The organism is Cribrihabitans pelagius (assembly GCF_048820915.1).
GTDB lineage: Bacteria > Pseudomonadota > Alphaproteobacteria > Rhodobacterales > Rhodobacteraceae > Cribrihabitans_A > Cribrihabitans_A pelagius.
In genome coordinates, this window is record NZ_JBMERR010000006.1 from 77,900 (window position 1) to 104,746 (window position 26,847).

25 protein-coding genes and 1 pseudogene are annotated in these 26,847 nt (G+C 67.5%); 16 read left to right on the forward strand and 10 right to left on the reverse strand.

The features are described 5' to 3' along the window. Positions 1 to 73: 73 nt before the first annotated feature. The gene (locus tag ACOHX0_RS07060) at positions 74 to 649 is read right to left on the reverse strand and encodes a flavoprotein (protein WP_420675979.1); all 576 of its coding nucleotides are present in this window, start codon (positions 647 to 649) and stop codon (positions 74 to 76) included. Further along, positions 646 to 2,712 (reverse strand): phenylacetic acid degradation bifunctional protein PaaZ, encoded by a 2,067-nt coding sequence (paaZ, locus tag ACOHX0_RS07065; protein ID WP_420675980.1) that lies wholly within the window; start codon positions 2,710 to 2,712, stop codon positions 646 to 648. Before paaZ ends, ACOHX0_RS07060 begins: the two co-directional genes overlap by 4 nt. 200 nt (positions 2,713 to 2,912) lie before the next feature. On the opposite strand from paaZ, the gene ACOHX0_RS07070 reads away from it, so the two are divergent. After that, entirely contained in the window at positions 2,913 to 4,106 is a 1,194-nt protein-coding gene (locus ACOHX0_RS07070; RefSeq protein ID WP_420675981.1) for an NAD-dependent epimerase/dehydratase family protein, read from the forward strand. Here ACOHX0_RS07070 and ACOHX0_RS07075 read toward each other — a convergent pair. After that, a complete protein-coding gene (locus ACOHX0_RS07075) occupies positions 4,036 to 5,466 on the reverse strand; it encodes an NCS1 family nucleobase:cation symporter-1 (protein ID WP_420675982.1) in 1,431 nt (476 codons plus the stop codon). The two genes, ACOHX0_RS07070 and ACOHX0_RS07075, sit on opposite strands and share 71 nt — an antisense overlap. A 178-nt stretch (positions 5,467 to 5,644) precedes the next feature. On the opposite strand from ACOHX0_RS07075, the gene ACOHX0_RS07080 reads away from it, so the two are divergent. From ACOHX0_RS07080 to ACOHX0_RS07110, 7 genes are all read left to right on the forward strand, one after another. Next, a complete protein-coding gene (locus tag ACOHX0_RS07080) occupies positions 5,645 to 6,334 on the forward strand; it encodes a GntR family transcriptional regulator (protein ID WP_420675983.1) in 690 nt (229 codons plus the stop codon). Positions 6,335 to 6,568: 234 nt separating this feature from the next. Continuing rightward, entirely contained in the window at positions 6,569 to 7,540 is a 972-nt protein-coding gene (locus ACOHX0_RS07085; RefSeq protein ID WP_420675984.1) for a TRAP transporter substrate-binding protein, read from the forward strand. A 57-nt stretch (positions 7,541 to 7,597) separates the two neighbouring features. After that, positions 7,598 to 8,146: a TRAP transporter small permease gene (locus ACOHX0_RS07090; protein ID WP_420675985.1), complete on the forward strand. Its 549-nt coding sequence runs from the start codon at positions 7,598 to 7,600 to the stop codon at positions 8,144 to 8,146. A 9-nt stretch (positions 8,147 to 8,155) separates the two neighbouring features. Then, complete coding sequence (locus tag ACOHX0_RS07095; protein ID WP_420675986.1) at positions 8,156 to 9,451, forward strand: TRAP transporter large permease; 1,296 nt, start codon at positions 8,156 to 8,158, stop codon at positions 9,449 to 9,451. Positions 9,452 to 9,460: 9 nt separating this feature from the next. Then, a complete protein-coding gene (locus tag ACOHX0_RS07100; RefSeq protein WP_420675987.1) occupies positions 9,461 to 10,204 on the forward strand; it encodes a 5-oxoprolinase subunit B family protein in 744 nt (247 codons plus the stop codon). Then, entirely contained in the window at positions 10,201 to 11,211 is a 1,011-nt protein-coding gene (locus tag ACOHX0_RS07105) for a 5-oxoprolinase subunit C family protein (RefSeq protein WP_420675988.1), read from the forward strand. The genes ACOHX0_RS07100 and ACOHX0_RS07105 overlap by 4 nt, the downstream gene beginning before the upstream one ends. Before the next feature lie 14 nt (positions 11,212 to 11,225). Continuing rightward, a complete protein-coding gene (locus ACOHX0_RS07110) occupies positions 11,226 to 11,999 on the forward strand; it encodes a LamB/YcsF family protein (RefSeq protein ID WP_420676097.1) in 774 nt (257 codons plus the stop codon). A 55-nt stretch (positions 12,000 to 12,054) separates the two neighbouring features. On the opposite strand, the gene ACOHX0_RS07115 is transcribed toward ACOHX0_RS07110, so the two are convergent. From ACOHX0_RS07115 to ACOHX0_RS07125, 3 genes are read right to left on the reverse strand one after another with little or no spacing between them, the layout of a single operon-like run. Continuing rightward, positions 12,055 to 13,089: an ABC transporter substrate-binding protein gene (locus ACOHX0_RS07115; RefSeq protein ID WP_420675989.1), complete on the reverse strand. Its 1,035-nt coding sequence runs from the start codon at positions 13,087 to 13,089 to the stop codon at positions 12,055 to 12,057. Continuing rightward, complete coding sequence (locus tag ACOHX0_RS07120; RefSeq protein ID WP_420675990.1) at positions 13,059 to 14,444, reverse strand: sensor histidine kinase; 1,386 nt, start codon at positions 14,442 to 14,444, stop codon at positions 13,059 to 13,061. Before ACOHX0_RS07120 ends, ACOHX0_RS07115 begins: the two co-directional genes overlap by 31 nt. Further along, a complete protein-coding gene (locus ACOHX0_RS07125; RefSeq protein ID WP_420675991.1) occupies positions 14,441 to 15,106 on the reverse strand; it encodes a response regulator transcription factor in 666 nt (221 codons plus the stop codon). The genes ACOHX0_RS07120 and ACOHX0_RS07125 overlap by 4 nt, the downstream gene beginning before the upstream one ends. 106 nt (positions 15,107 to 15,212) lie before the next feature. Here ACOHX0_RS07125 and ACOHX0_RS07130 point away from each other — a divergent pair, with 106 nt between their 5' ends. From ACOHX0_RS07130 to ACOHX0_RS07160, 7 genes are all read left to right on the forward strand, one after another. Further along, positions 15,213 to 16,196, forward strand: a complete 984-nt coding sequence (locus ACOHX0_RS07130; protein WP_420675992.1) for a tripartite tricarboxylate transporter substrate binding protein — start codon at positions 15,213 to 15,215, stop codon at positions 16,194 to 16,196. A 215-nt stretch (positions 16,197 to 16,411) separates the two neighbouring features. Beyond that, the gene (locus ACOHX0_RS07135) at positions 16,412 to 16,906 is read left to right on the forward strand and encodes a tripartite tricarboxylate transporter TctB family protein (protein ID WP_420675993.1); all 495 of its coding nucleotides are present in this window, start codon (positions 16,412 to 16,414) and stop codon (positions 16,904 to 16,906) included. Between the two features lies 1 nt (position 16,907). Continuing rightward, a complete protein-coding gene (locus ACOHX0_RS07140) occupies positions 16,908 to 18,425 on the forward strand; it encodes a tripartite tricarboxylate transporter permease (protein ID WP_420675994.1) in 1,518 nt (505 codons plus the stop codon). Between the two features lie 373 nt (positions 18,426 to 18,798). Next, complete coding sequence (locus ACOHX0_RS07145; protein ID WP_420675995.1) at positions 18,799 to 19,434, forward strand: paraquat-inducible protein A; 636 nt, start codon at positions 18,799 to 18,801, stop codon at positions 19,432 to 19,434. Beyond that, positions 19,401 to 20,036 carry a paraquat-inducible protein A gene (locus tag ACOHX0_RS07150; RefSeq protein WP_420675996.1) on the forward strand — a complete coding sequence of 212 codons (636 nt, stop codon included), beginning with the start codon at positions 19,401 to 19,403 and terminating at the stop codon, positions 20,034 to 20,036. The genes ACOHX0_RS07145 and ACOHX0_RS07150 overlap by 34 nt, the downstream gene beginning before the upstream one ends. After that, positions 20,033 to 22,117, forward strand: a complete 2,085-nt coding sequence (locus tag ACOHX0_RS07155) for an MlaD family protein (RefSeq protein ID WP_420675997.1) — start codon at positions 20,033 to 20,035, stop codon at positions 22,115 to 22,117. Before ACOHX0_RS07150 ends, ACOHX0_RS07155 begins: the two co-directional genes overlap by 4 nt. Before the next feature lie 2 nt (positions 22,118 to 22,119). Further along, entirely contained in the window at positions 22,120 to 22,680 is a 561-nt protein-coding gene (locus ACOHX0_RS07160; RefSeq protein ID WP_420675998.1) for a PqiC family protein, read from the forward strand. A gap of 87 nt (positions 22,681 to 22,767) precedes the next feature. Here ACOHX0_RS07160 and ACOHX0_RS07165 read toward each other — a convergent pair whose 3' ends face one another. After that, a complete protein-coding gene (locus ACOHX0_RS07165; protein WP_420675999.1) occupies positions 22,768 to 22,971 on the reverse strand; it encodes a hypothetical protein in 204 nt (67 codons plus the stop codon). 205 nt (positions 22,972 to 23,176) lie between these two features. Between ACOHX0_RS07165 and ACOHX0_RS07170 the strand changes: the two genes are divergently transcribed. Further along, a complete protein-coding gene (locus ACOHX0_RS07170; protein WP_420676000.1) occupies positions 23,177 to 24,121 on the forward strand; it encodes a LysR family transcriptional regulator in 945 nt (314 codons plus the stop codon). 65 nt (positions 24,122 to 24,186) lie between these two features. Here ACOHX0_RS07170 and ACOHX0_RS07175 read toward each other — a convergent pair. The 3 genes and pseudogenes from ACOHX0_RS07175 to ACOHX0_RS07185 all read right to left on the reverse strand — a co-directional run bounded on the left by ACOHX0_RS07175 (position 24,187) and on the right by ACOHX0_RS07185 (position 26,682). Next, positions 24,187 to 24,653, reverse strand: a pseudogene (locus ACOHX0_RS07175) (YciE/YciF ferroxidase family protein). 90 nt (positions 24,654 to 24,743) lie between these two features. Next, positions 24,744 to 25,106 (reverse strand): PRC-barrel domain-containing protein, encoded by a 363-nt coding sequence (locus tag ACOHX0_RS07180; protein ID WP_420676001.1) that lies wholly within the window; start codon positions 25,104 to 25,106, stop codon positions 24,744 to 24,746. A gap of 202 nt (positions 25,107 to 25,308) precedes the next feature. Continuing rightward, on the reverse strand, positions 25,309 to 26,682 hold the full coding sequence (locus ACOHX0_RS07185) for an aspartate aminotransferase family protein (protein WP_420676002.1): 1,374 nt from the start codon (positions 26,680 to 26,682) through the stop codon (positions 25,309 to 25,311). Positions 26,683 to 26,847 lie beyond the last annotated feature (165 nt).

Here is a 26,847-nt window from a genome sequence, read left to right on the forward strand (position 1 = left end):
GCGGAAACACAAAAGCCTGCCGCGGGGGACACGCGCGGCAGGCAGTGAACCGGGGGGAAGCGGAAAGCGGAGGTCAGCCCGGCTGCGGCAGGCGGCTTTTCAGGATCGCCGCCACCTTAGCCGGTTCGGGCAGCGACTGGTGGCCGTGCATCTTGTTCAGAAGCGGGTCGAAATTCTCCCGCCAGACCGGTTCGAAAACCTCATATCCGTCTTCGCGGATGCGCGCGACATTGCGCTTCACGGAGGGCTTGCTCCACATCGGCCCGCCCATCACCGGGAAGAACAGGACCGGGAACTCCGCTGCCAGCACCACCGTGGTCAGCCGGTTCAGCGAGGAGCCGCAGGCTACGGCGGAAAGCGTATTGGCGGTGGCGGGCAGCACCGCCAGGATATCGTGCTCGGCCGCGATCTTGCCCGGCTTGTCGGTGGCCCAGTCCTTGGGGCTGTCGCCACAGATCAGCCGGTCCACGAACAGCGCCGCGCTGTCCATGTTGAGAAACTTGGTGGCGGTGGGCGTGAACAGAGCGGTGAGCGAGCAATCGATCGTGTTCTTGATCTCGCGCAGGTAGAGCGGCAGCAGCGTGCTGTCGAGCGAGCCGGTAACACCAATCAGGATGCGGGGTTTCCCCGCAGGGGTGGCAGAGGTCATGTCACAAGGTCCTTATGGTCGGTCTTCGGGGTTTCGGGAAGCGGGTCGGCCGGGGGTTGCGGCGGCCAGTGCGCGGCCACCAGTGTCAGCAGGTCGAAGCTTGCCACGCAGCGCCCGGCCCCGTTCAGCACGCGGCAGTCCCAGCGCACCTCGCCGTGCCCGGCACCGGAGGCCGGAGAGATCCTCTTGCAGGTGAGCCGCACATGCAGCCGGTCGCCGAAGTAGACCGGCGCGTGAAAGCGCAGGTTGTCGGTGCCGGTATTGGCCAGCACCGGGCCCGGGCCGGGGTCGACGTAGAGCCCGTTGGCGAAGGCCACCACCAGTTGCCCATGGGCCACCCGGCGGCCAAAGAAGGGATGCGCGCGGGCGGCTTCCTCGTCCATGTGGGCATAGAAGATGTCGCCAGTCAGATGCGCGAACTGCTCCACGTCCTCCCGCGTAATTTCACGCGCAGGCGTCACGAAACGGTCGCCGGTGCAGAGCTCGGACAGCGGTTTGCGGAACGGATGCGTGCCCTCCTGCGCCGGCGCGCCCTCGATCCATTGGCCGGTGAGCGCTGCCAGCAGCTGCGGCGGGCCGTCCAGGTCGGTGGCAGTCAGATAGGGGTCAAGCAGCGCGTCCAGGTCCGGCGCCGCGCCGGGATCGCCGGCCGCCATCAGGAGGCCCGCGTCCCGCTCCCCGTCCGGCGGCGTGCCGCCGCGGATGCGCACCGTCCCGCCCGCGGCGGCAAGGCAGACTGCGGCCTCACGCGCAGCGGCGGCATCATCGCTGTACATCGCCGCCCCGCGCGCGCAGGGCGCCCGCGCGGCCAGCGCAAATGCGTCGCACAGGCTGTCGTAGGCAATCATCGTCGCGGCCGGGCCGCGCACGCAGATGCGGTGCACGGCCTCGGCCTGCTGCGGGTCGCGGCAGCGCAGCAGCACCGGGTTCAGAAACGCCCCCCGTTCCGCATCGCCGGAATGCAGCCGGACGTCCCCGGGCGCGCCTGCGGCGATTTCGCATTCGCCGGACAGCGCGGAAATCCGGCTGCGCACCTCATTGCGCTGGCGCAAGGAGACCAGCGCGCCCATGCGGCTGTGCGGATCGCCGGGCAGGCCGACCGGCAGCGCGTGCAGCTCCGCCGCCAGGGCCGCGGTGATCTGCTCTTCCAGCCCCCGCGGCACCAGAATGCGCCGCACCGCGCCGCGGCGCTGGCCCGCGTTCACGGTGATTTCCTCCACCACGTCGCGCAGGAACAGCGTCTGCGCCGCGGTGCCCGGCAGCGCGTCCGCGCCAAGAATTGCAGCGCTCAGCCCGCTGGCGCAGGCCTGGAACGTGACCCGGCCCGAGACCACCGCCTGGTGGCTCCGCAGCCGCCGTGCCACTGCGCGCGGGCCCGAAAAGGTCACCGTGTCGCCGCGGCCCAGCTGCGCCAGCACGTCTTCGGCGGGAGCGTGGACCAGTTGCAGCGCCCCCAGCGGCAGCAGCTGCGACTGCTCGATCAGCCGCACCAGAGCTTCGGCCAGGAAGGCGGTGTCGCGGGCCGGGCGCAGGATGCAAGCCACCCCCGCGATCAGCGCCGGGGTGATCCGGTCCAGCGCGTCGCGCACCGGGGAATCGTAGCATGTGATCTGCACCGCCACCCCGGGCAGCGGGGTGAGGATGCGCTGCACCGCGCCGCCGCGCTCCTCCCGCTGCAGCACCGGCTGATCGGGCAGCGCCCGCACCGCGGCCGAGGCCACCGCCTGCATTGTCTGGATACCGCCCTCGATATCCAGCCTGCCGTCGCGCCCGGTGGCCCCCGCCGCCAGGCTGTCGCCGTAAAGCCGGGCGCCGTGCTGCTGCAAGAACCTGGCAAGCGCCTTCACCATCCGGGCGCGGGCGTGGAAACTTTGCCGCCGCAGCGCCGGGCCGCCGCTTTTCCGGGCCCACTGCACCGCCTCGGCGATGTCCTCCGCGGCGCCCGCGAGCACCGCGTGGGGGTGGCCAAGCGCCGCATGCAGCAGCACTTCCTGCTGCGCGGAGCCCGCCTGCCAGGTTCCCCCCACAAAGCTTTTCAGGATACGCGGTTCCATCTGCTGCATGATGAGTATTCCTCCTGCCAGATCCGGTGCTTGAGCCGTTCACCTGCAAGATCACCCCGAAACCGGGGCTGTGCTCCAATCGTTTATTCGGACCTCCCCCCTCAGGTTTCTTGAGGCGCAGAACAGGCAGCGGGGCTGAGGGCCGGGCTCAGGATTTTCGATAAGCATTGCTTGGCCCCTCAGGGCAGGATGCTCCTGCCATGCAAGAGGCGGGAGCAAGCGCCACGATGACGGATGCGGTGACGGATCACTTGACGGGCCTCAGCGGCAAGACCATCTGCATCGCCGGCGCCAGCGGCCTGGCGGGCGCCTACGCGGTGCGCGCTGCATTGGCAGCGGGGTGCCGGGTGAACGGAACGCTCCGCACCCTGACCGCCGGGGCAAAAACCGGTGCGCTGATGGCCCTGCCCGGCGCGGCGGAGCGGCTGCAGCTGTTCCCGGCCGATGCCGCCGACAGCGCCAGCTTCGACGCTCCGCTCGCCGGGGCGGACGCGGTCTTCATCGCCTGCTTCCCCGCCGTGCGGCGGGCACAGGACGGTACCCCCGCGGCAGAACTCGGACCCAGGCGCGGCTGGGCAGAGTTCATCGCCCCGGCCCAGGAGGGCTGCCTCGACATTCTGCGCGCGGCCGCGCGGCAGCGGGTCGGGACAGTGATCCTGTGCTCCAGCACCGCCTCCGCCGAACCGCCCGCCCCCGTGCCGGTAAAGCAGGAGCTGCGCGACCGCTCCTCGCTGGCCGGGCAAATCAGCGCGCGCAAATACGCGCAAGCCCAGAAGACCGCGATGGAGGCCGCAGCCACGGAATTTGCGGAGACAGCCGGGCAGCGGCTGTGCGTCCTGTTGCCCAGCATGATGGTCGCACCTGCGCTGCTGACCGCGCATTTGGAGGGCCATGTCCTCAGCTTCCTGGCCGGTCTGCGCGGGGGCCGGCCCGGCTGGCACAAGACTGTGCCGCGCGGGGCGATGTCCCTGACCAGCCCGGAAGATCTCGCCGCGATGGCGCTGGCCGCCTGGCGCGATCCGAACGCTTCGGGCCGCTATTTCGCACTGAGCGGCAGCTGGAGCTGGCAGCGGATCTATCAGGAGATCGGGGCCCATGTGCCCCCGGGCGGCCTGCCCCGGCCGCTATCGGGTGTGCCGGAGCCTCCAACGCGTTTCGACTTCACCCGCCGCGACAGCCTCGGCGTCGCCTTCACCGGGCGCTGGAGGCGCTGTTTGCCCGCTTCTACCGAAGCCTGCCGGAGTAGGCACCGCCGGCCCGGCATACAGAAAACGGCCCGGATGCGCGGGGCATCCGGGCCGCTATTCATTTTTTGCTGCCGGTTCAGGCGGCCTGACGGAGAGCAGCGGCGCTGCGGAAGTAGAAGATCGCGCCGCCCAGCATGGCGCCGATGATCCAGGCATAACCGGCCAGCTGGCTCAGCACCGGCACCCAGACGGTGGCGACCGAGAACACCGCGGCGATGCCGAAGGCCACCAGCGCGTGCTCGTTCCAGCCGTTGCCGTAGTGGTAGAGGCCGCGCTGCATGTTGTAGAGATCGTCGCGCTTCAGCTCCTGTTTGCGCAGAATATAGTAGTCGACGATCATGATCCCGTAGAGCGGCGCCAGCGTCGCGCCGAGGGTATTGACGAAGCCGCCGATGCCGAATTGGCTGATGAAACTGGTCCACAACCCGCCGATCACCAGCGCGAAGGCCGAGGTGATCATGCCCGCGGTGCGGAAGCTGATCCGGCTGGGCGACAGGTTGGCGATGCCGTTCACCGCGGGGATGAAGTTGGCCACCAGGTTGATGCCGACGGTGGCGGCAAAGAAGGTAATGGCGGCGATGATGCCCAGGATCACGCTGTCGGTGCGGCCGACGATCTCGGTCGGGTTGATGATCTTCTCGCCGTAGACCACCGCGGCACCGGCCGTGGTCAGGAGCGCCAGGGCGGAGAACAGGATCATGTTGAAGGGCAGACCGGCCAGATTGCCGCGCACCATCGCCTTCTTGTCCTTAGCAAAGCGCGAGAAGTCGCTGAAGTTGATCATCACCGCGGCGAAATAGGCAACCATGGTGCCGATAATGGCGATGAAGCCGGAGAACTCGGTGCCCCAGGTGGCGTCCGGATTGGCAAAGATCGTCTGTGCCTGCGACAGCAGCTGGCCGTCGGACTTGATCCAGAGCACGATCACCAGGCCGATCATCACCGCGTAGACGAAGGGGCCGGCCACGTTCAGGAAGGTCTCGACCCAGCCCATGCCGCGCCAGAAGATCATGATGTGGAAGGCCCAGACCAGCACGAAGGACAGCCAGTCGATGCCGGTCAGCCCCAGAACCTCGGCGCCGCCGGTGATCCCGGTGAGCGACCGGATCAGCAGCGCCAGTGCGGTGGAGGCGAAGTAGACCTGCACCCCGTACCAGAACACCGCCACCGTGGCACGCAGCACCGCGGGCAGCTTGGCGCCGGAGGTGCCCATGCTGGCGCGGGCAAAGACCGGGTAGGGAATGCCGTAGCGCTCTCCTGCCGCGCCCGAGAGGTTCACCAGGAACATCACCATCAGCCCCGCGACGATCAGCGCGGCAAAGGCGGTCCAGCCGCTGACCCCATAAGAGATGAACAGCGAGGCAACCAGCGAATAGCCGAACAGCGACTGGATGTCGTTGGCCCAGACATTGAAGATCGCGAACCAGCCCCAGGATTTCTCTTCAGCCGTGACCGGACGCAGCGCGTCCTCGTTCTCGTGGACGCCTTCGGCGGTGATCGTTTGCATCTTACTTCCTCCCATTACCCGGACCCGCTCAAGGAGGCCGGGCACCTGACTTCCTCCGGTATTGCAGGTAATATGTTAGCTGCTATTGTAGTCATCGGGCATTCGCCAAAAGTCGAAAGCTCCTTTAGCTTATTCTTGAAAATAACGGCCTTTTATCAGGGCTCAGGGACCGCGCCAGATGACCAGATTCACTGCCACCAAACCGCTCCGCACTTCCGCCACGGCCGAGCTCCAGGCCGGGCGCGCCTTCCGGGCGCTGGTGGAACAGCTGCGCGATGGCACGCTTGGCTCCGGCATGTTCCTGTCGATGCCGATGCTGGTGGAGCAGCTGGAGATGCCGCTTGCCGCGGTGCGCGATGCGGTCAAACGGGCCGAGGCGGGCGGGCTGCTGACGGTGCTGCCCAAGCGCGGTGTGATGGTGATGGATGCGGGCCCCGAGGTGACGCGCGAATGCCTGGACCTGCGCGCGATGTTCGACTGCGAGGGCGCGCGCCGACTGGCCGCAAAGGGCCACGACTTGCCATTGGCGGAGTTGCGCGACGCACATGAGCGGCTGCGCGATGCCGCGGCCCGCGGCGTCTCGCCCGAGTTGCAGCAGCAAGCGATCGCCACCGACCTGTCTCTGCATGATGCGCTGGCCGAGGGGCTGGAATCTGGCCTCGCGTCAAAGCTTTACGCGGAGAACCGCAACCGGGTGGCCATCATCCAGAACCAGCGCCCCTTCCTGGCCGACCGTATCGTTTCGGCGATGGAAGAGCATCTGGAGATCATCGCCGCTCTGGAGGCGCGCGACGGAGACCGCGCGGCCGCCGCGATCCGCCATCACTTCGACAAGACGCTGCGGTGGTGGGGCATTCCCGCCACCTGATACGCCCCGGCCGTCCGGCGCTGCCCGCAGCCTGCGAGCGGCGGGCGATAATGCGCGCAGATTGTGCTACATAGACAGTCATGCCGGCGGACTTCCCGCCCGGCCCCCGCCTTGCGTGCAATCGGGCAGACTGCGGCGGCCGCCGCGCGCCATTAGACGAAAAACCGACGTAACGTTGACATTTTGCAAACGTTATGGCAGCAAATAGTGACAAATATTCCACGGGAGGAAACCATGAAGATGATTCGTTACTTTGGCGGCGCCATTGCCGCTATTGCGGGCCTGGCAATTCAGGCCCAGGCCGCGACCTGGGACATGCCGACGCCCTATCCGGACGCCACCTTCCACACCGCCAACATCCACGAGTTCGCCAAGAGCGTGAGCGAAGCCACCGGCGGCGATCTGGAGATCAAGGTGCACTCGGCCGGCTCGCTGTTCAAACACCCCGAGATCAGCAAGGCCGTGCGCAGCGGCCAGGTCCCGGCGGGCGAGTTCTTCCTGTCGCTGCTGGCCAATGACAACCCGGTCTTCGGCGCCGACTCGCTGCCGTTCCTCGCCACCACCTATGACGATGCCGAACGCCTGTGGGCCGCGCAGAAGGACGTGATCGACGGGCTGCTGGACCAGCAGGGCCTGATGGCGCTCTACGCCGTGCCGTGGCCGCCGCAGGGCCTGTTCACCAAGAAGGAGATCACCTCGCTCGACGATCTCGCCGGGCTGAAGTTCCGCACCTATAATGCAAATCTGGAGAAATTCGCCGCCCTGGCCGGAGCCGCGCCGACCCAGGTCGAAGTGCCGGACATCCCGCAGGCCTTCAGCACCGGCCGGGTCGAAGCGATGATCACCTCGCCCTCCACCGGCGCCAACTCCAAGGCCTGGGACTTCCTTTCCCATTACACCAACATCCAGGCCTGGATCCCCAAGAACATCGTGGTGGTGAACAAGCGCGCCTTCCGCCGTCTGGATGAAGCCACCCAGACCGCCATCCTGGACGCCGCGAAAGAGGCCGAAGCCCGCGGCTGGCAGATGAGCAAGGAAGAAACCGACGCCAAGGTCGCGGTGCTGAAGGAAAACGGTATCAACGTCGTCGAACCCTCCGAGGAGCTGATGCAGGGCCTGCGCGAAATCGGCCTCAAGATGCTGGAAGACTGGACCGCCGAGGCGGGCGCGCCCGGCAAGACCCTGCTGGACGCCTACCTGCAGTAACCGAAAGCGCGGGGCGCCTCGGCGCGCCCGGCCGCATCACATAGGGGAGGAAAGCCGATGCGGCGCAGTCTTGATTTCATCTATCGGGCAGCGGGCGGCCTGGCCGCGCTGTTCATCCTGGCCATCGTGGCGCTGGTCTTTGCCCAGGTCTGCCTGAATGTGGCCGACAAGGTCTCCGCCGCGCTGATTGGCGGCGGCACCGGGCTCACCATCCCCTCCTACTCAGATTTCACCGGCTTCTTCCTCGCCGCGTCCACCTTCCTGGCGCTGGCCTATGCGCTGCGCGCGGGCGGCCACATCCGGGTCACGCTGCTGACCGGCAAGCTGCCGGTCCGCCCGCGCCGATTTGCCGACATGGCCGTTACCTTCATCGCGCTGCTGATGAGCGGCTACGCCACCTGGTACATGGCGCTCCTGGTGCTGGAGTCGCATGAGTTCGGCGACCGCAGCGCGGGCATGGTCTCGGTGCCCTTGTGGATCCCCCAGCTGCCGGTTGCCTTCGGCCTCGCCATCCTGACCCTTGCGCTGGCGGACGAGCTGATCGGCCTTATGCGCGGTGCCCTGCCCTCCTGGGAGGGCAAGGGCGACAACCTCCTGAGCGAATAAGGACCGGCTATGACCATCGCAACGCTTTCCATCATCCTGCTGGTCCTTTTGTTCCTGTTCCTCGGCGCGGGGCTCTGGGTGGCCTTCTCGCTGCTTGGCGTCGGCATCGCCGCCATGGCGCTGTTCAGCGACGCGCCGCTGGGGCTGGTAATGGCCACCACCTTTTGGGGCCACAGCAACTCCTGGGCGCTGGCCGCCTTGCCGCTGTTCATCTGGATGGGCGAGATCCTGTTCCGCTCGCGGCTTTCGGACGACATGTTCACCGGGCTGGCACCCTGGATGAACCGGCTGCCGGGCCAGCTCTTGCATGTAAACGTCTTTGCCTGCGGCATCTTTGCTGCGGTCTCCGGCTCCTCCGCCGCGACGGCCGCCACCGTCGGCAAGCTGTCGATCCCGGAACTGTCGCGCCGCGGCTACCCGGAGCAGCTGGTAATCGGCACGCTGGCCGGTTCTGCCACGCTGGGGCTGCTCATTCCGCCGTCGATCATCCTGATCGTCTATGGCGTCGCCACCGAGCAATCCATCGCGCGGCTGTTCGTCGCCGGGGTGCTTCCGGGCATCCTGCTGGTCGGCCTCTTTGTCGGCTACGTGGTAATCTGGGCGCTGATCCACCGCGCCCGCCTGCCGCGGGAGGACATGAAGGCGACCTTGCGCGAAAAGCTGCACCATTCCCGCCGCCTGCTGCCGGTGGCACTGCTGATCGGCGGCGTGATCGGCTCGATCTACGCGGGGCTTGCCTCGCCCACCGATGCCGCCGCCGTTGGCGTGGTGCTGGCACTGCTCTTGTCCTGGAGCTCCGGCACGCTCACCCGCAAGAGCTTCGCCGACGGGCTGATGGGCGCAACCATCACCTCCTGCATGATTGCCTTCATTCTGGCAGGCGCCTCCTTCCTGACCGTGGCGATGGGCTTCACCGGCATTCCGCGCATCCTGGCGGAGTGGATCGGCTCGCTGGGGCTGTCGACCTTCACCCTGCTGGCGGCGCTTACCATCTTCTTTGTCATCATGGGCTGTTTCCTCGATGGCATCTCGGTAGTAGTGCTGACCGCCTCGGTGATCATGCCGATGGTGCTGGAGGCGGGCATCGACCCGCTTTGGTTCGGCATCTTCCTGGTGATCGTGGTGGAGATGTCGCAGATCACGCCGCCGGTGGGCTTCAACCTCTTCGTGCTGCAATCGCTGACCGGGCGCGACATCCTGACCGTCGCCAAAGCGGCGCTGCCGTTCTTCTTTCTGATGCTGCTGGCGCTGGTGATCATCGTGGCCTTCCCCGCGATCGTGACCTACCTGCCCGCGCAGATGTGAGGGGGGACCATGCAACCTGACACCAAACCACAATGGCCCGCGGTCCGCACTGCCGGCGCCGACGGGTTCCTCGTCAGCTTCGCCGACACCCTGTCGGAACCGGCCAACCGCGCGGCCCTCGCCTTCCGCGCGGCACTGGAAGCGGCAGGCTGGGACGGGGTGGAGGAGACCTCTTCCTCGCTGGTCTCCGCCTACCTGCGGTTCGATCCGCTGCACCTTGCCCACGCGGAGCTGCGATCGAGGCTCGAGGCGCTCCTGAAGGAGCAGGACTGGTACCACGCCGGCCTGCCCGATGGGCGGCGGTTCTGGCGGATACCGGCAGTCTTCGGCACCGATCTTGCGCCGCAGCTGGAACAGGCCGCCGAGGCCGCGGGCATGACCGCCGAGGAGGCCATTGCCTCGCTCTCCGGCGCCCGGATGCGGGTGCAGACCATCGGCTTTGCCCCCGGCCAGCCTTACCTGGGCGAGCTGCCCGAAGCCTGGGACATCCCGCGCCAGAGCCAGCTCACCCGCCGCATCCCCGAAGGCGCGCTGGCAGTGGCGATCCGGCAGCTGGTTCTGTTTTCGGTCTCCACCCCCACCGGCTGGCAGCACGTCGGCCAGACTGCGATGAAGCTGTTCCGCCCGGAAGCGGACGATCCCTTCCTGCTGCGTCCGGGTGATGAGGTGCAATTCGTGCCCACCGAGCCTGCCAAGCTGGAGGCGATGAAAAGCGACCCTCGCGGCGGCGCGGAATGCGAGGTGGTCACATGAGCAATCATCTGAAGATCCACCGCGCCGGGCCGGGAGTGAGCGTGCAGGACCAGGGCCGCAGCGGCTGGCTCGACTCCGGCCTGTCGCGCGGCGGCGCTGCCGACCGGCTGGCGCTGGCAGAGGCCGCAGCACTTCTGGGCCGCAACGCGGGTCCGGCCGCCATTGAAATGGCCGGCATGGGCGGCGAGTTCGAGGTAAGCCAGGACACCAGGATCGCCCTTACCGGCGCGCCGATGCAGGCGGCACTGGACGGGGTGAAACTGGCCTGGAACGCCAGCCACCTGATGCCCGCAGGCGCGCGGCTGACCATCGGCGCCGCCCTGACCGGGACCTATGGATATCTTTCCTTCGGCGGCGGGCTGCAGGCGCCCGAGATGCTCGGCGCACAGTCGGCGCATATCTCGGCGGGCGTGGGCCGGGCGCTGCAGGCGGGCGGCACGCTGCCGATCGGCGCCGACGCGGGCGATCCCACGAGCCTCTGCCTCACGCCAAGTGACCGCTTCGGCGGCGGCACCATCCGCATAGTCGCAAGCTTTCAGACCCACCTGTTCCCGCAGGAGACCCGCGACCGCTTCCAGGCCGCCGGGTTCCGCCGCGATGCCCGCGGCAACCGGATGGGAGTGCGGCTGGAGTCCGGTGGCGAGGAGTTCCCGGCCGAAGGCGGCCGCACCGTGCTGTCCGAGGTCATCGTGCCCGGCGACATCCAGATCACCGGCGACGGCACGCCTTTCGTGCTGCTGAGCGAATGCCAGACCACCGGCGGCTACCCCCGCATCGGAACGGTGCTGCCCTGCGACCTGCCACGGCTCGCGCAGGCCGCTCCGGGTGCGGCGCTGCGCTTTGCCTTTGTCTCACTGGAGGAAGCGGTGGAGCTGGAGCGCGCCGATGCCAAGATGCGGGCCGGGCTGCCAAGCGCCGCCCGCCCCCTGATCCGCGATCCGCGCACTATCCCGGATCTGCTGTCCTATCAACTGATCAGCGGCGTCACCGCCGGCTACGAAGACTGAGAAGGGAGAACATGATGGTCCGGAAGGTCGATCTGAACGCCGACATGGGCGAAGGCTATGGCGCCTGGCAACTGGGCGACGACAAGGCGCTGCTGGAGATCGTCACCTCCGCCAACGTGGCCTGCGGCTTTCACGCGGGCGACTGGGACGTGATGGCGGACACTATGCGCCGGGCACTGGAGAAAGGCGTCGGCATCGGCGCGCATCCGGGCTTTCCCGACCTGCACGGCTTCGGCCGCCGCCGGATGAGCCTGCCGCACGGCTCGCTGCAGAATCTGGTGCGCTACCAGCTGGGCGCAGCGCAGGCGATGGCCCGCGCGGCGGGCGGCGCGGTGCGGCACCTGAAACTGCACGGGGCGCTGGCCAACATGGCGGCGGAGGACAAGGCCATGGCGCGGGCCTGCTACGAGGCGGCGCTCTCGGTCGACCCGGACATCATCATCATGGTGCTCGCGGGCACCGCCCAGCAGGCCGCGGCCGAGGAGCTGGGCTGCGCCATGGCCTGCGAAATCTTCGCCGACCGAGCCTATAACGACGACGCCACCCTGGTCGACCGCTCCCTGCCCGGCGCGGTGATCCACGATGCGGAGCTTGCGGGCAAGCGCATGGCCGGGATGGTGCGCGAAGGCGCGATCATCACCGAAAGCGGCAAGCGCATCCCGGCGCGGATCGACACCATCTGCCTGCATGGCGATACCGCCGAAGCGGTCCAGATCGCCGCCGCGGTCCGCCGCGCATTGGAGACAGACGGCGTGGAGCTGGCGCAGTTCACCGGCGCAAAAGCCTGAGCCTCCTAGGCGCGGGCAGCGCTTCGCGCCCTCCAGCCCGCGACGGCAGCGCGGCCTAGCGCTGCCTCACCGCGCTGAGCCATTCCGCCAGGAACCGCTGCCGTTTCTGCTCGTCGAGATACACCAGCAGTCCCGGCCCCAGCTGGATCGGCCTATGCGAGCTCGGCGCGGCAGCCAGCGCAGCGGCGGGCGGGCGGAACGGGTATTCCGGCGGCGGCGGATAGACCCAGGCGGCATTGATCAGGTGATCGGCAAAGGCGCGCGCCAGCGCGGGCTCAGCCGCGCCTTTCAACAGCACAGCCGAGCGCATCATCAGATGGGTGTGGTCCTGCGGGTCGATCACCACGATCTTCTCCGCCAGGTCGCGCCGCGCCCGGGCGTAGCTGCCGAGCACGTTGTAGGCCACCAGCGCTTCCCCCGCCGCAACCCGCTCGATCATCCGGCCGGAACAGCAGGAGAGCTGCGGCTGCAGCCCGCCGATCACCTCCATCAGCCGCCAGTAGCTTTCCGAGGTGCGCGCGTCCTGGGTCGCAAACAGATAGCCCAGACCGCTGAGTGTCACATCGTAAGTGGCGACCTTGCCGCGGAACCGTTCCGGCGCGGCGCGCAGAAGCGCGATGAGGTCGCGGCGGCTGCGCGGCATCTCCCGGCCTTCGACAGCACCCGCATTCACCACGAAGGAGGCAGGCTCCAGCGAGAAGGCAAAGACATGCCCGCGCCACTCGCCCCAGTCCGGCACCCGCGCGGTCGCGGCGGACTGGTGCCGCAGGGTGTAGCCGTCATTGGCAAGCTTGGTTTGCAGATCCATCGCCGAGGACAGCGCCACATCGAACCGCTCCTCCCCTTCCAACACCGCCTTCATCACCTCGCTGCTGTTCGCGACCACATAGTCGACGGCCACCCCCGGCTGGCGCGCTAGGAAGCTTTCGATCAGCGGCGCGAGGATCGCGGTGTCGGTGGTGGAAATCACCCGCAGCACACGGCCGTCCTCCGGACCGATCCAGCGGCGCTCCTCGGTCTCGAAGGCTTGGCCCTGGCCCCCAAGCCAGGGAAAGACACTCAGGACGAGGGAAAGGACAAGGTAACGCATGCGCCCGCTCCGCTTTCGCTGTTTCCGATCGTGAGCCGCCCGCCATGCGCCTCCGCCACCTCGCGCGCGATGGTGAGGCCAAGGCCGGAGCCGATAGTGCCGCCCGCATTGGCCCCGCGCACGAACCGGCCGGTCAGCGCCTCGGTATCCGCAGCCCCGAAGCCGCCCGCCTCATCCTCCACGGTGACACAGGCCAGCCCGTCCCGCGCCGCAACCCGCAGCCAGATATCGGCCTCGTGCCCGGAATACTTGATCGCATTGTCCAGGATGTTGCGCACCGCGTTCTGGATCAGGATGGCATCGCCCGGCACGCGGATATCGCCCGCGGCCTCGAAATGCAGAGCGATGTCCTTCATCGCCGCGGTCGGCCTCAGCCGGCCCGCCAGCTCCCGCGCCAGCGCCGCCAGCGCCACCTCCTCGCGCTCCAGACTGTCGGTGCGGAAGGTAACCATGGCGTGGTCCAGGAGCTGCCCCGCCGCGCGCGAGCTTTCGTCGATGGCGCGGATCATCGCGCGCAGGGCGGCCCGGTTCTCCTCCCGTTCCACCCGCAAGAGCGTGACCTCCGCCTGCGCACGCACCGTGGCCAGCGGCGTGCGCACCCGGTGCGCGGCCTCGGCGATGAAATCCTCCGAGCGGGCCAGCGAGGTCTGCAGCCGCGCAATGAAACTGTTGAGCGAAGCGACCAGCGGCGCCATCTCGGCCGGCACCGGGCGGGAGACCGGGCGCAGGTCCTTCGGCCCGCGGCGGGAGACCGCCTCGGTCAGCGACCTGAGCGGCGTGATGCTGGAGCGCGCCGACCACACCGCCAGCGCCGAGGCCAGCACGAAGAACCCCGCCCCGAGCATGAGCGCCGAGCGCGACAGCCGCGCAAGCTGCGCCTGCTGCCCGGCCCGCGTCTGCGCCACCGACACCCGCACCAGCGCAGGCGCGCCTTCCAAGGACAGCCGCCGCGACACGCTCACCGCGCGGATGCTCTCGGACTTGTACTCCGCCGTCTCGAACACCGGCTGGCCGGGCCGGGCCGACGCCTCTCCCACCGGCAGATCGGCATAGCCGGTGAGCACGCCCTCTGGCCCCGTCACCCGGTAGAACACGCGGTCATCGCTCACGTTGCCCAGCATCGAAAGCGCCGCATAAGGCAGATCCGCCGTAATTTTCCCCGCCTGCACCGCCACAGTGTCGAGGATCGAGGTGGCCGACGCGAGCAGGATCCGGTCGTGGCTTTCGCCCGCCAGAGTGCGCACGAAGCCCAGCATGGTGAAGAACAGAAGCGCCGCCAGGAGCGCCGCGCTGCCGACCAGCTGCAAAAGCAGGCGGCGGCGGATCGAGCCGCTGACGTTGACGCCTGCGCTCATGCCACCGTCAGCCGGTAGCCGAGCCCGCGCACCGTGGTGATCTCCACGCCGGACCCCGCCAGATGCTTGCGCAGCCTGCCCACATAGACCTCGATCGCGTTTTCCGAGACGTCTTCCTCGTAGGAAAACAGCCGGTCCACCAGCTTGGCCTTGGAAAAGATCTGCCCCGGCGCGTTCAGCAGCACCTCCAGCAGCCTTAGTTCCCGGTTGCGCAGCGCGATGACCTTGCCGCCGCTGGCGATGGTGCCCGCCATCGGATCGAAGGTGAGGTCTGCGAACTGGCGCAGGTTGGAGCTGCCGCCGCCGCGCCGCCGCAGCACCGCCCGGCAGCGCGCCTCCAGTTCGGAAAAGTCGAAGGGTTTGGTAAGGTAGTCATCGGCGCCCAGATCCAGGAGACCCACCCGGTCCGACACCTCGGAGCGCGCGGTCAGCACGATCACCGGCGTCTCTTTCCGGCGTGCCCGGTGGCTCTTCAGGAAAGCCCTCCCGTCACCGTCCGGCAGCATGATGTCCAACAGGATCAGATCATAGTCGGCAACCCCGTCAAAGGCCGCCGCGGTCACCACATCGGGGGCGTGATCGACCACATGGCCATCCAGCCGCAGCCGGTCCACAACCGCAGCAGCGAGGCTTTCGTTGTCCTCGACCAGCAGGAAACGCATGTCCGATCCCCCATTGCTGACGCACGTGACAGGTTTGTGTCAGCTTGCCGTGCTTCATACCAGTCATGCGCGGCCCTGCCGCGTTTTGTCAAATGGGAGGACAACAATGACCAAATGGACCCTGACCCGCCGCGCGGCGCTGGCCGCCACGGCGGCGGCGCTGGCGTTTGCGACCCCGGCGTGGGCCGAAGAGCAGGTGGCCGACAGCATCCACTTCCTGATCCCCGGCGGCGCCGGTGGCGGCTGGGACGGCACCGCGCGCGGCACCGGCGAGGCGCTGACGGAGGCCGGGCTGGTGGGCAAGGCATCCTATGAAAACATGTCCGGCGGCGGCGGCGGCAAGGCGATCGGCTACCTGATCGAAAACGCCGAAAGCAACCACGGCACGCTGATGGTGAACTCCACCCCCATCGTGATCCGCTCCCTGACCGACGTGTTCCCGCAGAACTTCCGCGACCTCACCCTGGTGGCGGGCACCATCGGCGACTACGCCGCGATGGTGGTCAGCAAGGACAGCCCGATCAACTCGATGGAGGACCTCTTGGCCGCCTACAAGGACGACCCGCGCGGCACCGCGGTCGGCGGCGGCTCGGTTCCGGGCGGCATGGACCACCTTGTGGCGGCAATGGTGATGGAAGCGGCGGGCGAGGATCCGACCGCGGTGAAATACATCCCCTATGACGCCGGCGGCAAGGCAATGGCGGCGCTGCTCTCGGGCGAGATCGCGGCGCTGTCGACGGGTTTCTCCGAGGCGATCGACCTTGCCAACGCGGGCGAGGTGAAGATCATCGGCGTGACGGCGGACGAGCGGGTGGACAGCTACCCCGATGCCCCCACCATGAAGGAGCAGGGGCTCGACACCACCTTCGTCAACTGGCGCGGCTTCTTTGCCGCCCCCGGACTTCCGGAAGAGCAGCTCGCGGCCTACCAGACCGCGCTCGCCAAGATGTATGACACCCCCGAATGGGAAGAGGTGCGCGCCCGCAATGGCTGGGTCAACATCCACAACTCGGGCGAGGATTTCCGCGCCTTCCTGGAAGAACAGGAACAGGTGATCGGCGATCTGATGAAGAAGCTCGGCTTCCTCTGAGCCAGCGCCGGCACGCGGGGGCTCTGCCCCCGCACCCCCGGGATATTTCCCGGCCAGAAGAAGACGCCAGGGCGGTGCCCGTCAGCCGCGCGGCTGTTGTTCCTGGTGCCCCGTCCCTTCTTCTGGCTAAAAATATCCCGGGGACGCCGCGCCCGGCGCGGCGGGGGCAGAGCCCCCTGCCCGTCCCACTGCAACCACATCTTCCGGAGGGCATGATGGCTCTTGACCGCTGGATCGCGCTGGCCGTGCTGCTGATCAGCCTCGCCTACGGCTATGCCGCCTTTTTCACCATGGACGCGAGCCTGCCGCCGTTCATGCAACGCAACCCGGTCTGGCCCAGCAGCTTCCCCAAGATCCTGTCGGTGCTGACGGTGCTGACCGCGCTCTTCGTGCTCCTGGGCTTCGAAAAGGGCGCGGGCGAGCCCAAGCCGATGGAGATCAACTACCGCCGCCTCACCGAGTACAAGCTGGGCCAGGCGCTTCTGCTGCTCGGGCTGATGGCGGCCTACGCGCTGCTGCTGCGCCCCTTGGGCTTTGTCGGCTCGACGCTGGGCTTCCTGGTGGCGGGCGCGATGATCCTGGGCGAGCGCAAGCTGCATGTCCTGCTGCCGGTCGCGGCCATCGCCGCGGGCGCGGTCTGGTACCTGGTGCAGGAGGTGCTCGGCATCTTCCTCAGCCCCTGGCCCGCATTCATCACAAACGGAGGCTGACATGATCGAAGGCATCCTGATCGGCCTCGGCACGGCCTTTTCCCTCACCAACCTCCTGATGGTCATCGGCGGCTGCCTGATCGGCACCTTCATCGGCATGCTGCCGGGGCTGGGGCCGATGTCGATCATCGCCATCATGATCCCCGTCGCGGTGTCGCTCGGCGATCCTTCAGCCGCGCTGATCCTGCTCGCAGGCGTTTACTATGGCGCCATCTTCGGCGGCTCCACCTCCTCGATCCTGATCAACGCGCCGGGCGTCGCCTCCACCGTGGCGACCTCCTTTGACGGCTACCCGCTGACCCGCCAGGGCAAGGCGGGCAAGGCGCTGACGGTGGCGGCGATCTCCTCCTTTGCGGGCGGCACCATCGGCGCGATCCTCTTGATGATCTTCGCGCCCGCGCTGGCAACGGTGGCGCTCCTGTTTCACTCGGCCGAATACTTCGCGCTGATGGTGGTGGGCCTGTCGGCGATTGCCGCCTTTGCGGGCTCCGGCCAAGTCGGCAAGGCGCTTCTGATGACGCTGCTCGGCCTGGTCATGGCAACGGTGGGCGAGGGCGCGCTGTTCAACATGCCGCGCTTCACCATGGGTATCATGGACCTGCAGTCGGGCTTCGGCTTCATCACGCTCGCGATGGCGATGTTCGCCCTGCCCGAAGCGATGTATCTGGTGCTCGACCCCGCGCGCTCGCAATCGGGCGGCGGCAGCAGCGAGATCAAGGACCTGCGCATCACCCGGGAAGAGGCCAAGGCGATCGCTCCGGTGATCGGGCGGCAGTCCATCCAGGGCTTCCTGATCGGCGTGCTGCCGGGTGCGGGCGCCACCATCGCGTCGTTTCTGGGCTACGCGGTGGAGCGCAACATCGCCCCGAAAGCGGAGCAGGAACAGTTCGGCAAGGGCTCGGTCAAAGGCCTGGCCGCTCCGGAAAGCGCCAACAACGCCGCCTGCACCGGATCTTTCGTGCCGCTCCTGACGCTGGGCATTCCCGGCTCCGGCACAACCGCAATCCTGCTGGGCGCGCTGATCGCGCTGAACGTCTCGCCCGGTCCGCGGCTGATGGTGGACGAGCCGCAGATCTTCTGGGCGGTGATCATCTCGATGTATCTCGGCAATGTGATCCTGCTGGTGCTGAACCTGCCGCTGATCCCCTATATCGCCAAGGTGCTGGCGGTGCCGCGCACTTACCTCATCCCCTTCATCCTGTTCTTCACCTTGATGGGGGCCTACATCGGCCAGAACAACGCGACCGAGCTGCTTATCCTGGTGGGCCTCGGCATCTGCGCCACCGTGCTGCGCTTTGCCGACTACCCGCTGGCGCCCTTGCTGATCGGCTTCATCCTCGGCCGGATGCTGGAGGACAACTTCGCGCGCTCCATGCAGCTTTATGACGGGATTGGCTTCGTCCTGGAGCGCCCGATGACGATGGGGCTCTTGGCGCTGGCGGTGATCCTGGTGGTGCTGCCAAGCTACCGCGCCCGCCGCGCCCGGCTGCGCGCCGAAGGCGCCGCCGATGCGGACTGAGACCAGGGATGGAAGGCTGCGGCCTTCCATTTTTCTGTCTCGGTAAAAGCTGGCGGGATGAAGCTGCGCCGCCGTCATAATTCTATTTGCATCGCCGCCCTGGGGGCCGGGCTGCTCCACTGGCTGCGGCCGGTGCCGTCTTCATCCCAGCCATCTGGGCCGCCGCCATCGCGCCGCTGCCGGAGGCCTTCCTGCCCTTTGTGCCCGGCGGACAGGGCGAGACGGTGCTGCACCTGACCCGGCAGCACCGCGCCGGCCGTCTGCGCCTCACCAAGGCATTGTTCCCGCCGCAAATCTTTGCCAAAGCTTTCACAGCAGCCCTGCGCCCGCTCCGAATGCGGAGCGGCGCGCGGCGCGGAAAGGACAGGAGCGGATGCCGGATCTGCCGGATTGGAACCCAGATGAGCTGACCGCCTGCCCGGTCTGCGACGCGCTGCATCTGGAAGAACACGTGCCCCCGCACCAGATCGCCCGCTGCGCCCGCTGCCACACGGTTCTGGCGGCGCCAAAATCGGGCGCGATGACGCGGATCACCATGCTGAGCCTCACCGCGCTGATCCTGATCGGTGCCGCGGTGCTGTTTCCCTTTCTCGGCCTGCGCGCGCAAGGGATGTCGCAGGAGGCCTCGGTGCTGGACACGGTGATGGCTTTTTCCGGCGGCTTCATGGCGCCGCTGTCGCTGGCGGTGACGCTGCTGATCGTTTTGCTGCCCGCGGCGCGCTACCTCGCGATCATCTACGTGCTGGCGCCGATGGCGCTTGGCTGGCATCCTGCGCGCCATGCCGCCGCCGCCTACCGCTGGGCCGAGCGGATCAAGCCCTGGGCAATGGCCGAAATCTTCATTGCCGGGGTGGCGGTGGCGCTGGTGAAAATCTCAGGTCTTGCCTCCGTGCAGCTGGGCCCGGCCTTCTGGGCCTTCGCGGCGCTTCTCGGCGTCACAGTGCTCACCGACAGTTCCATTTGCAGGCTTACGGTATGGAAAACCCTGAACAAACGCCGCCGGTCCTGACCGCGCGCCAGGCCGGCTATTTCGGCTGCCGCGCCTGCGGCGGGGTGAGCCCGGCGGGCAGCAAGGCCTGCCTGCGCTGCGGCAGCCGCCTGGAAGCCGATCTGGGCACCAGCCTGCAGAGGGTCTGGGCCTGGATGGCGGCCGGGCTGATCGCCTATATTCCTGCCAACATCTATCCGATGCTGCGCACCTCGACCCTGGGCCGCAGCAGCGAGAACACGCTGATCGGCGGCGTGGTGGAGCTGTTCGATCAAGGCTCCTACGGGGTCGGGATGGTGGTTTTTACCGCGAGTATCCTGATCCCCATCGCCAAGTTCATCGCCATCGCCTATCTCGCGATCTCGGTGCGCCGTCCCGGCACGCTGAACCGCCACGGGCGGATGAGGCTCTATGAGGCGGTGGAGTTCATCGGCCGCTGGTCGATGATCGACGTGTTTGTGGTTGCCATTCTGGCAGCACTCGTGCAGCTCGATTTTGCCGCCACCGTGAACCCGGGCCCGGCTGCCGTCAGCTTTGCGCTTTCGGTTGCCTTTACCATGCTGTCAGCGCAGAGTTTCGACCCGCGGCTGATCTGGAATGCCGAAGAGAAAGACTATGCATGAGCACACCTGAGCCCGCCAGAATGCAGACCTCCGGCCCCAAGCCCTCCATCTGGCGCAATCTGTCGCTGGTGTGGCTGGTGCCGGTGCTGGCACTGGCGGTCTCGCTGGGCGTGGCCTGGAAGGCCTATTCCGAGCGCGGCGTGCTGATCAGCATCACCTTCCCCAGCGCCGAGGGCATCGCCGCGGGCGAAACCACGGTGCGCTTCCGCGACGTGGTGGTTGGCCGGGTCGAGAAAGTGGGCTTTGGCGACAATCTCAACACGGTGGTTGTGCTCGCCCGCATCAACCAGGACGTTGCCCCCTACCTGGATTCCAGCGCCACCTTCTGGATAGTCCGCCCCGAGGTCAGCACCCGCGGCATCTCGGGCCTCAGCACCGTTCTCTCCGGCGTCTACATCGAAGGCGGGTGGGACGATCAGCCCGGCGTGGCGCAGACCCGTTTCGAAGGCACCGACCGGCCGCCGCTGGCGCAGCCCGGCAAGCAGGGCCGCCGCATCACCCTGCGCACCGAGGACGGGCAGATGATCTCCGAAGGCGCGCCGGTCCTGTTCCGCGGCATCGAAGTTGGCCGGCTGGAGCAGCCGCGCCTCACGGTGAGCGGCAAGAACATCGTGGTCGACGCCTTCATCGAAGCGCCGCACGACCGCCGTATCAACTCCGCCACCCGGTTCTGGGACACTTCCGGCTTCTCGGTCTCGATCGGCGCCAGCGGGCTGTCGCTGGACGTCGACAGCATCGCCTCGCTGGTGGCGGGCGGCATCGAGTTCGACACTGTTTTCGACGGCGGCAAGCCGGTGGGCGACAGCACTGTCTTCGACATCCACGCGGACGAGGCCTCGGCACGGCGCACCGCCTTTGCGCGCACCCTGACCGGCGGGGTCACGGTCTCGGCCGCCTTTGGCGAGTCGGTGGCGGGTCTCGCACCCGGCGCCGCGGTGCAATTGGGCGGCGTGCGCGTGGGCGAGGTCGAAAGCCTGAACGCCGTGGTCCAGAACGAGAACGGGGACGCGGGGCTGCAGCTGATCGCCAGCCTGCAGCTGGAGCCGGCGCTGATGGGGCTGCCGCCCGGCGCGGGCGAGGCCGAGGTGCTGGACTACCTCGACCAGGCGGTGGGGGGCGGGTTGCGCGCCCGGCTGGCGGCGGCCGGCCTTTTCACCTCGGAACTGATCGTCGAGCTTGCCACGCTGGAGGACGCTCAGCCTGCGGTGTTTGACCGCGAAGCCGAGCCGTTTCCGGCGCTGCCCACCGTGACCTCCGACCTGCCGGATTTCACCGCCACCGCCGAAGGCGTGCTGGAGCGCATCAAGGAGCTGCCGGTGGAAGAACTGATAGCGCAGGCGATCCGCACGCTGGAAAGCGTCGAGGCGCTGGCAGCCTCGGACAGCCTGCGCGAAACGCCCGCCGCTGCCGTTGCCCTCTTGGAGGAAACCCGCGCTCTTGTGGCCGACCCGGAGACCAAGGCGCTGCCCGGCGAATTGCGCGCCGCAGTGGCGGATCTGCGCGGCACGCTCGCGGCGGTGCAGGAGAGCGGCGCCATCGCCAATCTCTCCGCCGCATTCGAGGAAGCCCGCCGCGCCGCCGCGGGTGTAACCGAGGCATCGGACGAGGTGCCCGCGCTGATCACGGACCTGCGCGCGCTCACCGCCAAGGCCAATGGGCTGGAGGCGGAGGAACTGGTGGCATCGGCCCGCCAGCTCCTGGACAGCGCCGATGCGCTGATCGGCACTGAGGCGGCCCGCGCGCTGCCCGCGTCGGTGAACGGCGCGCTCGACCAGGTGCGTGCCGCGCTGGCGGAGCTGCGCGAGGGCGGCGCGGTGGAGAACGCCAATGCCACCATGGCCTCGGCCCGGGAAGCCGCGGATTCGGTCGCTGCCGCCACCGAAGGCTTGCCCGCCCTCTCCGCCCGGCTGAACCAACTGGTCGCTCAGGCCGAAAGCGTGGTCTCTGCCTATGGCGCACGCTCCAGCTTCAACAGTGAAACCCGCGACGCGCTGCGGGAGGTGAGGGCCGCGGCCCGCGCGGTATCGCAGCTCGCCCGCAAGCTCGAACGCGACCCGAATTCCTTGCTCTTTGGGAGATGATGATGAAACACAGCCTGCTGGCGCTGCTTTGCGCAACCCTGCTGGCCGCCTGCGGCACCTCCAACGACGCCCGCTATCTGATCACGGCCGCTCCGGGCGCGGAGAAGCAGCGTGTACGCGCGCAGACGGTCGAGATGCGGCTGGTCTCCCTGCCCGCCTATGCCGCCGCGGTGGAGATCGTCGCCGAGGGCGAAGGCGGCGCGCTGTTCACCCTTACGGACGCGGTCTGGGCCGATGACCCGGCACGCGGCATCACTGCCGCACTGGCCCGCGGGCTTGCCGAACGCAGCACCGCCGAGGTCGCGGTCGAGCCCTGGCCGCTGAACGAGGGGCCGGACGCGCGCATCGACGTGCGCATCGATCAGGCGCACCAGCAGGCCGGCGGGATTTTCGTGCTGACGGGGCAATACGCCGTGTCCTCGCCCGAAGACACGCTGCGGGAGTTTCTGCGCCGCTTCGAGATCACCGTCCCCGCGAGCGGCGAGGGGCCCTCAGCTACGGCCCAGGCGATGACGCAGGCGCTGGCGGAACTGTCCGGCCAGATGGCCGCCGCGCTGCGCTGAGCCGCGGCGCTCCACGGAACAAAATCTGAAAGCGCCCGCCGGTTCCTCCCGGCGGGCGCTTTGCCTTTTCCTGTGCGGGCCGCTGGTTCAGCTGCCGGAGCCCAGAACCGCCTGGCCGCCCTTGTAGGCCAGCTTGCCCGCGCCAACCGCGCCTTTGGCCACCACCTTGGCGGTGCCCGAAGCCACGCCGACGCTGTTGTCGATGGCTTGATCGGTGGAACAGGCCGACAGGGCAAATGCGGCGGAGATCAGCGCGGCAACGGTGATCTTGCGGGCGGCAAAAATGGTCATCTCGGTCTCCTTTCCCCCAACGCTGGGGAAGTCTGGCGCGAAAGCTTTGGGCGGCGTCCTGAGCCGGGTCTCCCCTCCTCTGCGCCTGCTGGCAGACCCGCTTCCGGTTCGATCCGCCGCCATGCGGTGTGGATACCGGCTTCCTTCAACGCAGAAAAACGAATAAGAAATATGGTTGAAGCCAAGTTTTCTCATGGAAAGCCCGATGGACATCGCCCTCATCCGCACCTTCCTGGAAGTTGCCGCCACCGGCTCCTTCGTCAGCGCCAGCGACCGGCTGTTTGTCACCCAGTCCGCGGTCAGCCTGCGCATCCAGCGGCTGGAGGACTCGCTTGGCAAGCAGCTGTTCACCCGCTCGAAAGCCGGCGCTGCGCCGACGCCCGCCGGGCGCGAGTTCGAGCGTTACGCGCTGTCGCTCCTGAAGATCTGGGAGGAGGCGCGCCAGCAGGTGGGCCTGCCCGAGGGCTACACGCAGTCGCTCACCATCGCAGCGCAGTATTCGCTCTGGCCGCGGCTCGGCTTCCGCTGGATCGACAGCCTGCGGGAGGCAATGCCGGATCTGAACGTGCGCGCCGAGCTGGGGATGGCGGACCGCATCACCCGTTTTTTGGTCGAAGGGCTGGTGCAGGTGGGGCTGCTCTACACGCCGCAGCTGCGGCCTGGGCTCACCGCGCAGAAGCTGATCGAGGAGGAGCTGGTGCTGGCCGCCTCCTGGGACGCGACGCTGCGTGAGGCCGCGGAGCACTATGTCTTTGTCGACTGGGGGCCGGAATTCATCCATGCCCACGCGCTTGAGCTGCCGGAACTGGCCAGCACGGGGCTGACCTTGTCGCTGGGGGCGATGGCGGCGGAATACGTGATCGGGCGGCCCGCGGCAGCCTACCTGCCGGCACGCTCCATCAAACGGCATCTGGACGAGGGCCGCCTGCACCTGGTCCCGGACGCGCCGCGCTTCCCCTATCCGGTCTGGGCCGTCTGGCGCGACGATCTCGACCCCGCCCTGCGCGCCGCTGCTGAGGGCATGCTGCAGGCAGTGACAGACCGGATCGGCAGCGAGCAAGACTCGGTCCTGGCCGAACTGCGCGGTATCAGCGAAGGAGGAACAGTCGAGGTGCTGGGCGGTACCGGGGACAGCCCGCCGCCAGCCTGACCGCCCGGCGGACGGCAGCATTGGAAGGCCGCCCGCGTGCCGCAGGCGGCCCCGGCAGGCGCCGCTCAGTTAATCTCCGACACTGCCAGATTTATCAGTTTGCTGTTGGCTGCCTTCTCCTGATCCAGAATATCGGTCAGCAAGTCATGCGCTTCGGAGTGACCCAGCACCCTGGCCCATTCGCGCAGGGTGCCGTAGCGCGCGATCTCGCAATGCTCGACCGCCTGGCAGGCCGCCACCAGGGCGGCGTTCTTGGCGTCGCCGGTGGCTTCCCCGATGACTTCCTGCGCTTCCTTGATGAGGCCTTCTATGGCCTCGCATTTTTCGCCCGACGCCTTTTCGCCAATCGAGCTGAAGACTTTTTCCAGGGTCCTCACCTGCTCCTTGGTCTCTTCCAAGTGATCGCCGATCGCTTGTTTCAGCTTCTTCCGTTGGCCGCTTCCTGCACTTCGGGCAGGGATTTCACCAGTTTCTGTTCGGCGTAGTAAATGTCCTGCAGCGTGTGCAGGAAGACGTCTTGCAGCGTTTTCATCTTGCTACCTCTGGAACTCACAACGAATTGCCTGCGGCCGGCTAGAGCCACGGTGAAGAGTCCGGGGCCCAAAAGGCCCCGGACGTGGTCTTAAAGCCAGTAGTATGGCACGCCGAAATGATCATGAGCGCGCTTCTCGTACTGGCGGTCTTCATGCCAGTTACGCGGACGTTCCGGCGCGCCTTTCAGCGTTTCGGGGGTGATGTCTGTCAAGAAACCACCCAGTTGCACATCGTAGTTCAGTGCATTCCATGGGATGGTGTGCTCTTCCTCGCCAAGCCCCAGAAAGCCGCCGAAGCTCATCACCGCATAGGTCACCTTGCCGGTGCTCTTGTCGATCATCAGGTGGTCGATAGAGCCGATATGTTCGCGGTTCCTGTCATAGACCTTGGTGCCGTCCACGTCCCGCGAGGACACCAGACTGGCTGCGCTTTGCGTTTGGCCATGTTCCATCACGTTTTCCTCCTTCTGTGTATTGCCGGTTTCATTGCTGCGGCACGGCGCTTGCCGTGCAGGTATTCAACGTCTGGTGGAGGGGGATGTTCCGGGCCCCGGCCCGGAATTCTCTCGTATCGGCCGGCATCCGCTCATGGCCTTTCGCGCGATCTTGGAGGCCTGCGGCGCCGTCGGGACAGGCGGCGCGGCGCTCCGCATGCTAGCCCAGCACCGCATCCGCCGCACGTCGGGCCGCGGCGGCAATCTCGCCCGCCTGCTCGCGGGTCAGGCTCAGGGGCGGCGCAAAACCCAGGATATCCCCCTGCGGCATGGCGCGGGCAATCACCTTCTCCTGCTCCAAGAGCTTCGCGGCAATCTGCGGGCCGGCCTTGGCGCTGGGATCGAAGAGCTTCCGGCGGCCCGGATCCTCGGCAAACTCCACCGCGCAGAGCATCCCCTCGCCCCGCACCTCGCCCAGATTGGGATGGCCGGCGAAGGCCTCCGCCATCGCCTGATTGAGGAAGGCGCCGGTATCACGGGCATTCTCCACCAGCCCAAGCGAGTCGATCAACTTGAGGTTGGCAACCCCCGCTGCCGCGCCGATCGGATGCGCAGAATAGGTCCAGCCGTGGCCAATCGGACCGTTCTCATCCGTGCCCCGCTCCAGGACCTTCCACACCTTGTCCGACACGATGGACCCCGACAGCGGTGCGTAGGCCGAGGTCAGCCCCTTGGCGATGGTGATGATATCGGCCTCGATCCCGTAGTGATCGGAGCCGAACATGGAGCCGAGACGGCCGAAACCGGTCACGACCTCATCCGCCACCAGCAGGATGTCATGCTTCTTCAGCACCGCCTGGATGGCGTCCCAATAGCCCTCCGGCGGCGGCACGATGCCGCCGGTGCCCAGCACCGGCTCGCCGATGAAGGCGGCGATGGTGTCCGCGCCCTCCCGCTCGATCAGCGCCTCCAGCTCGGCCGCGCAGTGGGCCGAGAACTCCGCTTCGCTCTGCTCCGCATCCCGGCGGCGGTAGTAATAGGGCGCGTCGGTGTGCAGCACCTGGGTGAGCGGCAGGTCGAACTTCTTGTGAAAGATCTCCAGCCCGGTAAGCGAGCCGGTGACCAGCCCCGAGCCGTGATAGCCGCGCCAGCGCGAGATGATTTTCTTCTTCTCAGGCCGGCCCAGGATATTGTTGTAGTACCAGATCAGCTTCACGTTGGTTTCATTGGCGTCCGAGCCGCCGAGGCCGAAATAGACCTTGGACATATTGGCGGGCGCGCGGTCCAGGATCATTTTCGCCAGCGTGATCGAGGCCTCGGTGCCGTGGCCGACGTAGGAATGGTAATAAGCCAGCTCCCGCGCCTGGTCGGCAATGGCCTCGGCGATCTCCGGCCGGCCGTAGCCCACGTTCACGCAGTAGAGCCCGGCAAAGGCATCGAGCAGCCGGGTGCCGTCACGGTCTTCGATATGGACGCCGCTGGCGGTCCTGATGATGCGGTTTGCGCTCTCGCCGCGGGCGTGCTGGGCGAGGTGGGTGGACGGGTGAAAGAAGTTCTCCCGGTCCCATTGGTCAAGCTGGTCGTTTTTCAGCATCGGTTGTCCTTTCGTCATCTGTTGGGGGGCGGAATTCTGCGAGAATTCCGGAGCGAATTCCGGCGCGGAATTCGCCCGCTCTCCTGAGGCGTCTCCCGCTGTCCCGGGGCGTCCTGGATTTGGCGCCCAAATCCGGGACGAAATCCGCGCCGGATTTCGTCTGGC

What these genes read in the sequence shown, in the direction of transcription:
- ACOHX0_RS07060 (WP_420675979.1), bottom strand. Translation starts at nt 649, where the DNA reads ATGACCTCTGCCACCCCTGCGGGGAAACCCCGCATCCTGATTGGTGTT.
- paaZ (WP_420675980.1), bottom strand. Translation starts at nt 2,712, where the DNA reads ATGCAGCAGATGGAACCGCGTATCCTGAAAAGCTTTGTGGGGGGAACC.
- ACOHX0_RS07070 (WP_420675981.1), top strand. Translation starts at nt 2,913, where the DNA reads ATGCAAGAGGCGGGAGCAAGCGCCACGATGACGGATGCGGTGACGGAT.
- ACOHX0_RS07075 (WP_420675982.1), bottom strand. Translation starts at nt 5,466, where the DNA reads ATGCAAACGATCACCGCCGAAGGCGTCCACGAGAACGAGGACGCGCTG.
- ACOHX0_RS07080 (WP_420675983.1), top strand. Translation starts at nt 5,645, where the DNA reads ATGACCAGATTCACTGCCACCAAACCGCTCCGCACTTCCGCCACGGCC.
- ACOHX0_RS07085 (WP_420675984.1), top strand. Translation starts at nt 6,569, where the DNA reads ATGAAGATGATTCGTTACTTTGGCGGCGCCATTGCCGCTATTGCGGGC.
- ACOHX0_RS07090 (WP_420675985.1), top strand. Translation starts at nt 7,598, where the DNA reads ATGCGGCGCAGTCTTGATTTCATCTATCGGGCAGCGGGCGGCCTGGCC.
- ACOHX0_RS07095 (WP_420675986.1), top strand. Translation starts at nt 8,156, where the DNA reads ATGACCATCGCAACGCTTTCCATCATCCTGCTGGTCCTTTTGTTCCTG.
- ACOHX0_RS07100 (WP_420675987.1), top strand. Translation starts at nt 9,461, where the DNA reads ATGCAACCTGACACCAAACCACAATGGCCCGCGGTCCGCACTGCCGGC.
- ACOHX0_RS07105 (WP_420675988.1), top strand. Translation starts at nt 10,201, where the DNA reads ATGAGCAATCATCTGAAGATCCACCGCGCCGGGCCGGGAGTGAGCGTG.
- ACOHX0_RS07110 (WP_420676097.1), top strand. Translation starts at nt 11,226, where the DNA reads ATGGTCCGGAAGGTCGATCTGAACGCCGACATGGGCGAAGGCTATGGC.
- ACOHX0_RS07115 (WP_420675989.1), bottom strand. Translation starts at nt 13,089, where the DNA reads ATGCGTTACCTTGTCCTTTCCCTCGTCCTGAGTGTCTTTCCCTGGCTT.
- ACOHX0_RS07120 (WP_420675990.1), bottom strand. Translation starts at nt 14,444, where the DNA reads ATGAGCGCAGGCGTCAACGTCAGCGGCTCGATCCGCCGCCGCCTGCTT.
- ACOHX0_RS07125 (WP_420675991.1), bottom strand. Translation starts at nt 15,106, where the DNA reads ATGCGTTTCCTGCTGGTCGAGGACAACGAAAGCCTCGCTGCTGCGGTT.
- ACOHX0_RS07130 (WP_420675992.1), top strand. Translation starts at nt 15,213, where the DNA reads ATGACCAAATGGACCCTGACCCGCCGCGCGGCGCTGGCCGCCACGGCG.
- ACOHX0_RS07135 (WP_420675993.1), top strand. Translation starts at nt 16,412, where the DNA reads ATGGCTCTTGACCGCTGGATCGCGCTGGCCGTGCTGCTGATCAGCCTC.
- ACOHX0_RS07140 (WP_420675994.1), top strand. Translation starts at nt 16,908, where the DNA reads ATGATCGAAGGCATCCTGATCGGCCTCGGCACGGCCTTTTCCCTCACC.
- ACOHX0_RS07145 (WP_420675995.1), top strand. Translation starts at nt 18,799, where the DNA reads ATGCCGGATCTGCCGGATTGGAACCCAGATGAGCTGACCGCCTGCCCG.
- ACOHX0_RS07150 (WP_420675996.1), top strand. Translation starts at nt 19,401, where the DNA reads ATGGAAAACCCTGAACAAACGCCGCCGGTCCTGACCGCGCGCCAGGCC.
- ACOHX0_RS07155 (WP_420675997.1), top strand. Translation starts at nt 20,033, where the DNA reads ATGAGCACACCTGAGCCCGCCAGAATGCAGACCTCCGGCCCCAAGCCC.
- ACOHX0_RS07160 (WP_420675998.1), top strand. Translation starts at nt 22,120, where the DNA reads ATGAAACACAGCCTGCTGGCGCTGCTTTGCGCAACCCTGCTGGCCGCC.
- ACOHX0_RS07165 (WP_420675999.1), bottom strand. Translation starts at nt 22,971, where the DNA reads ATGACCATTTTTGCCGCCCGCAAGATCACCGTTGCCGCGCTGATCTCC.
- ACOHX0_RS07170 (WP_420676000.1), top strand. Translation starts at nt 23,177, where the DNA reads ATGGACATCGCCCTCATCCGCACCTTCCTGGAAGTTGCCGCCACCGGC.
- ACOHX0_RS07180 (WP_420676001.1), bottom strand. Translation starts at nt 25,106, where the DNA reads ATGGAACATGGCCAAACGCAAAGCGCAGCCAGTCTGGTGTCCTCGCGG.
- ACOHX0_RS07185 (WP_420676002.1), bottom strand. Translation starts at nt 26,682, where the DNA reads ATGCTGAAAAACGACCAGCTTGACCAATGGGACCGGGAGAACTTCTTT.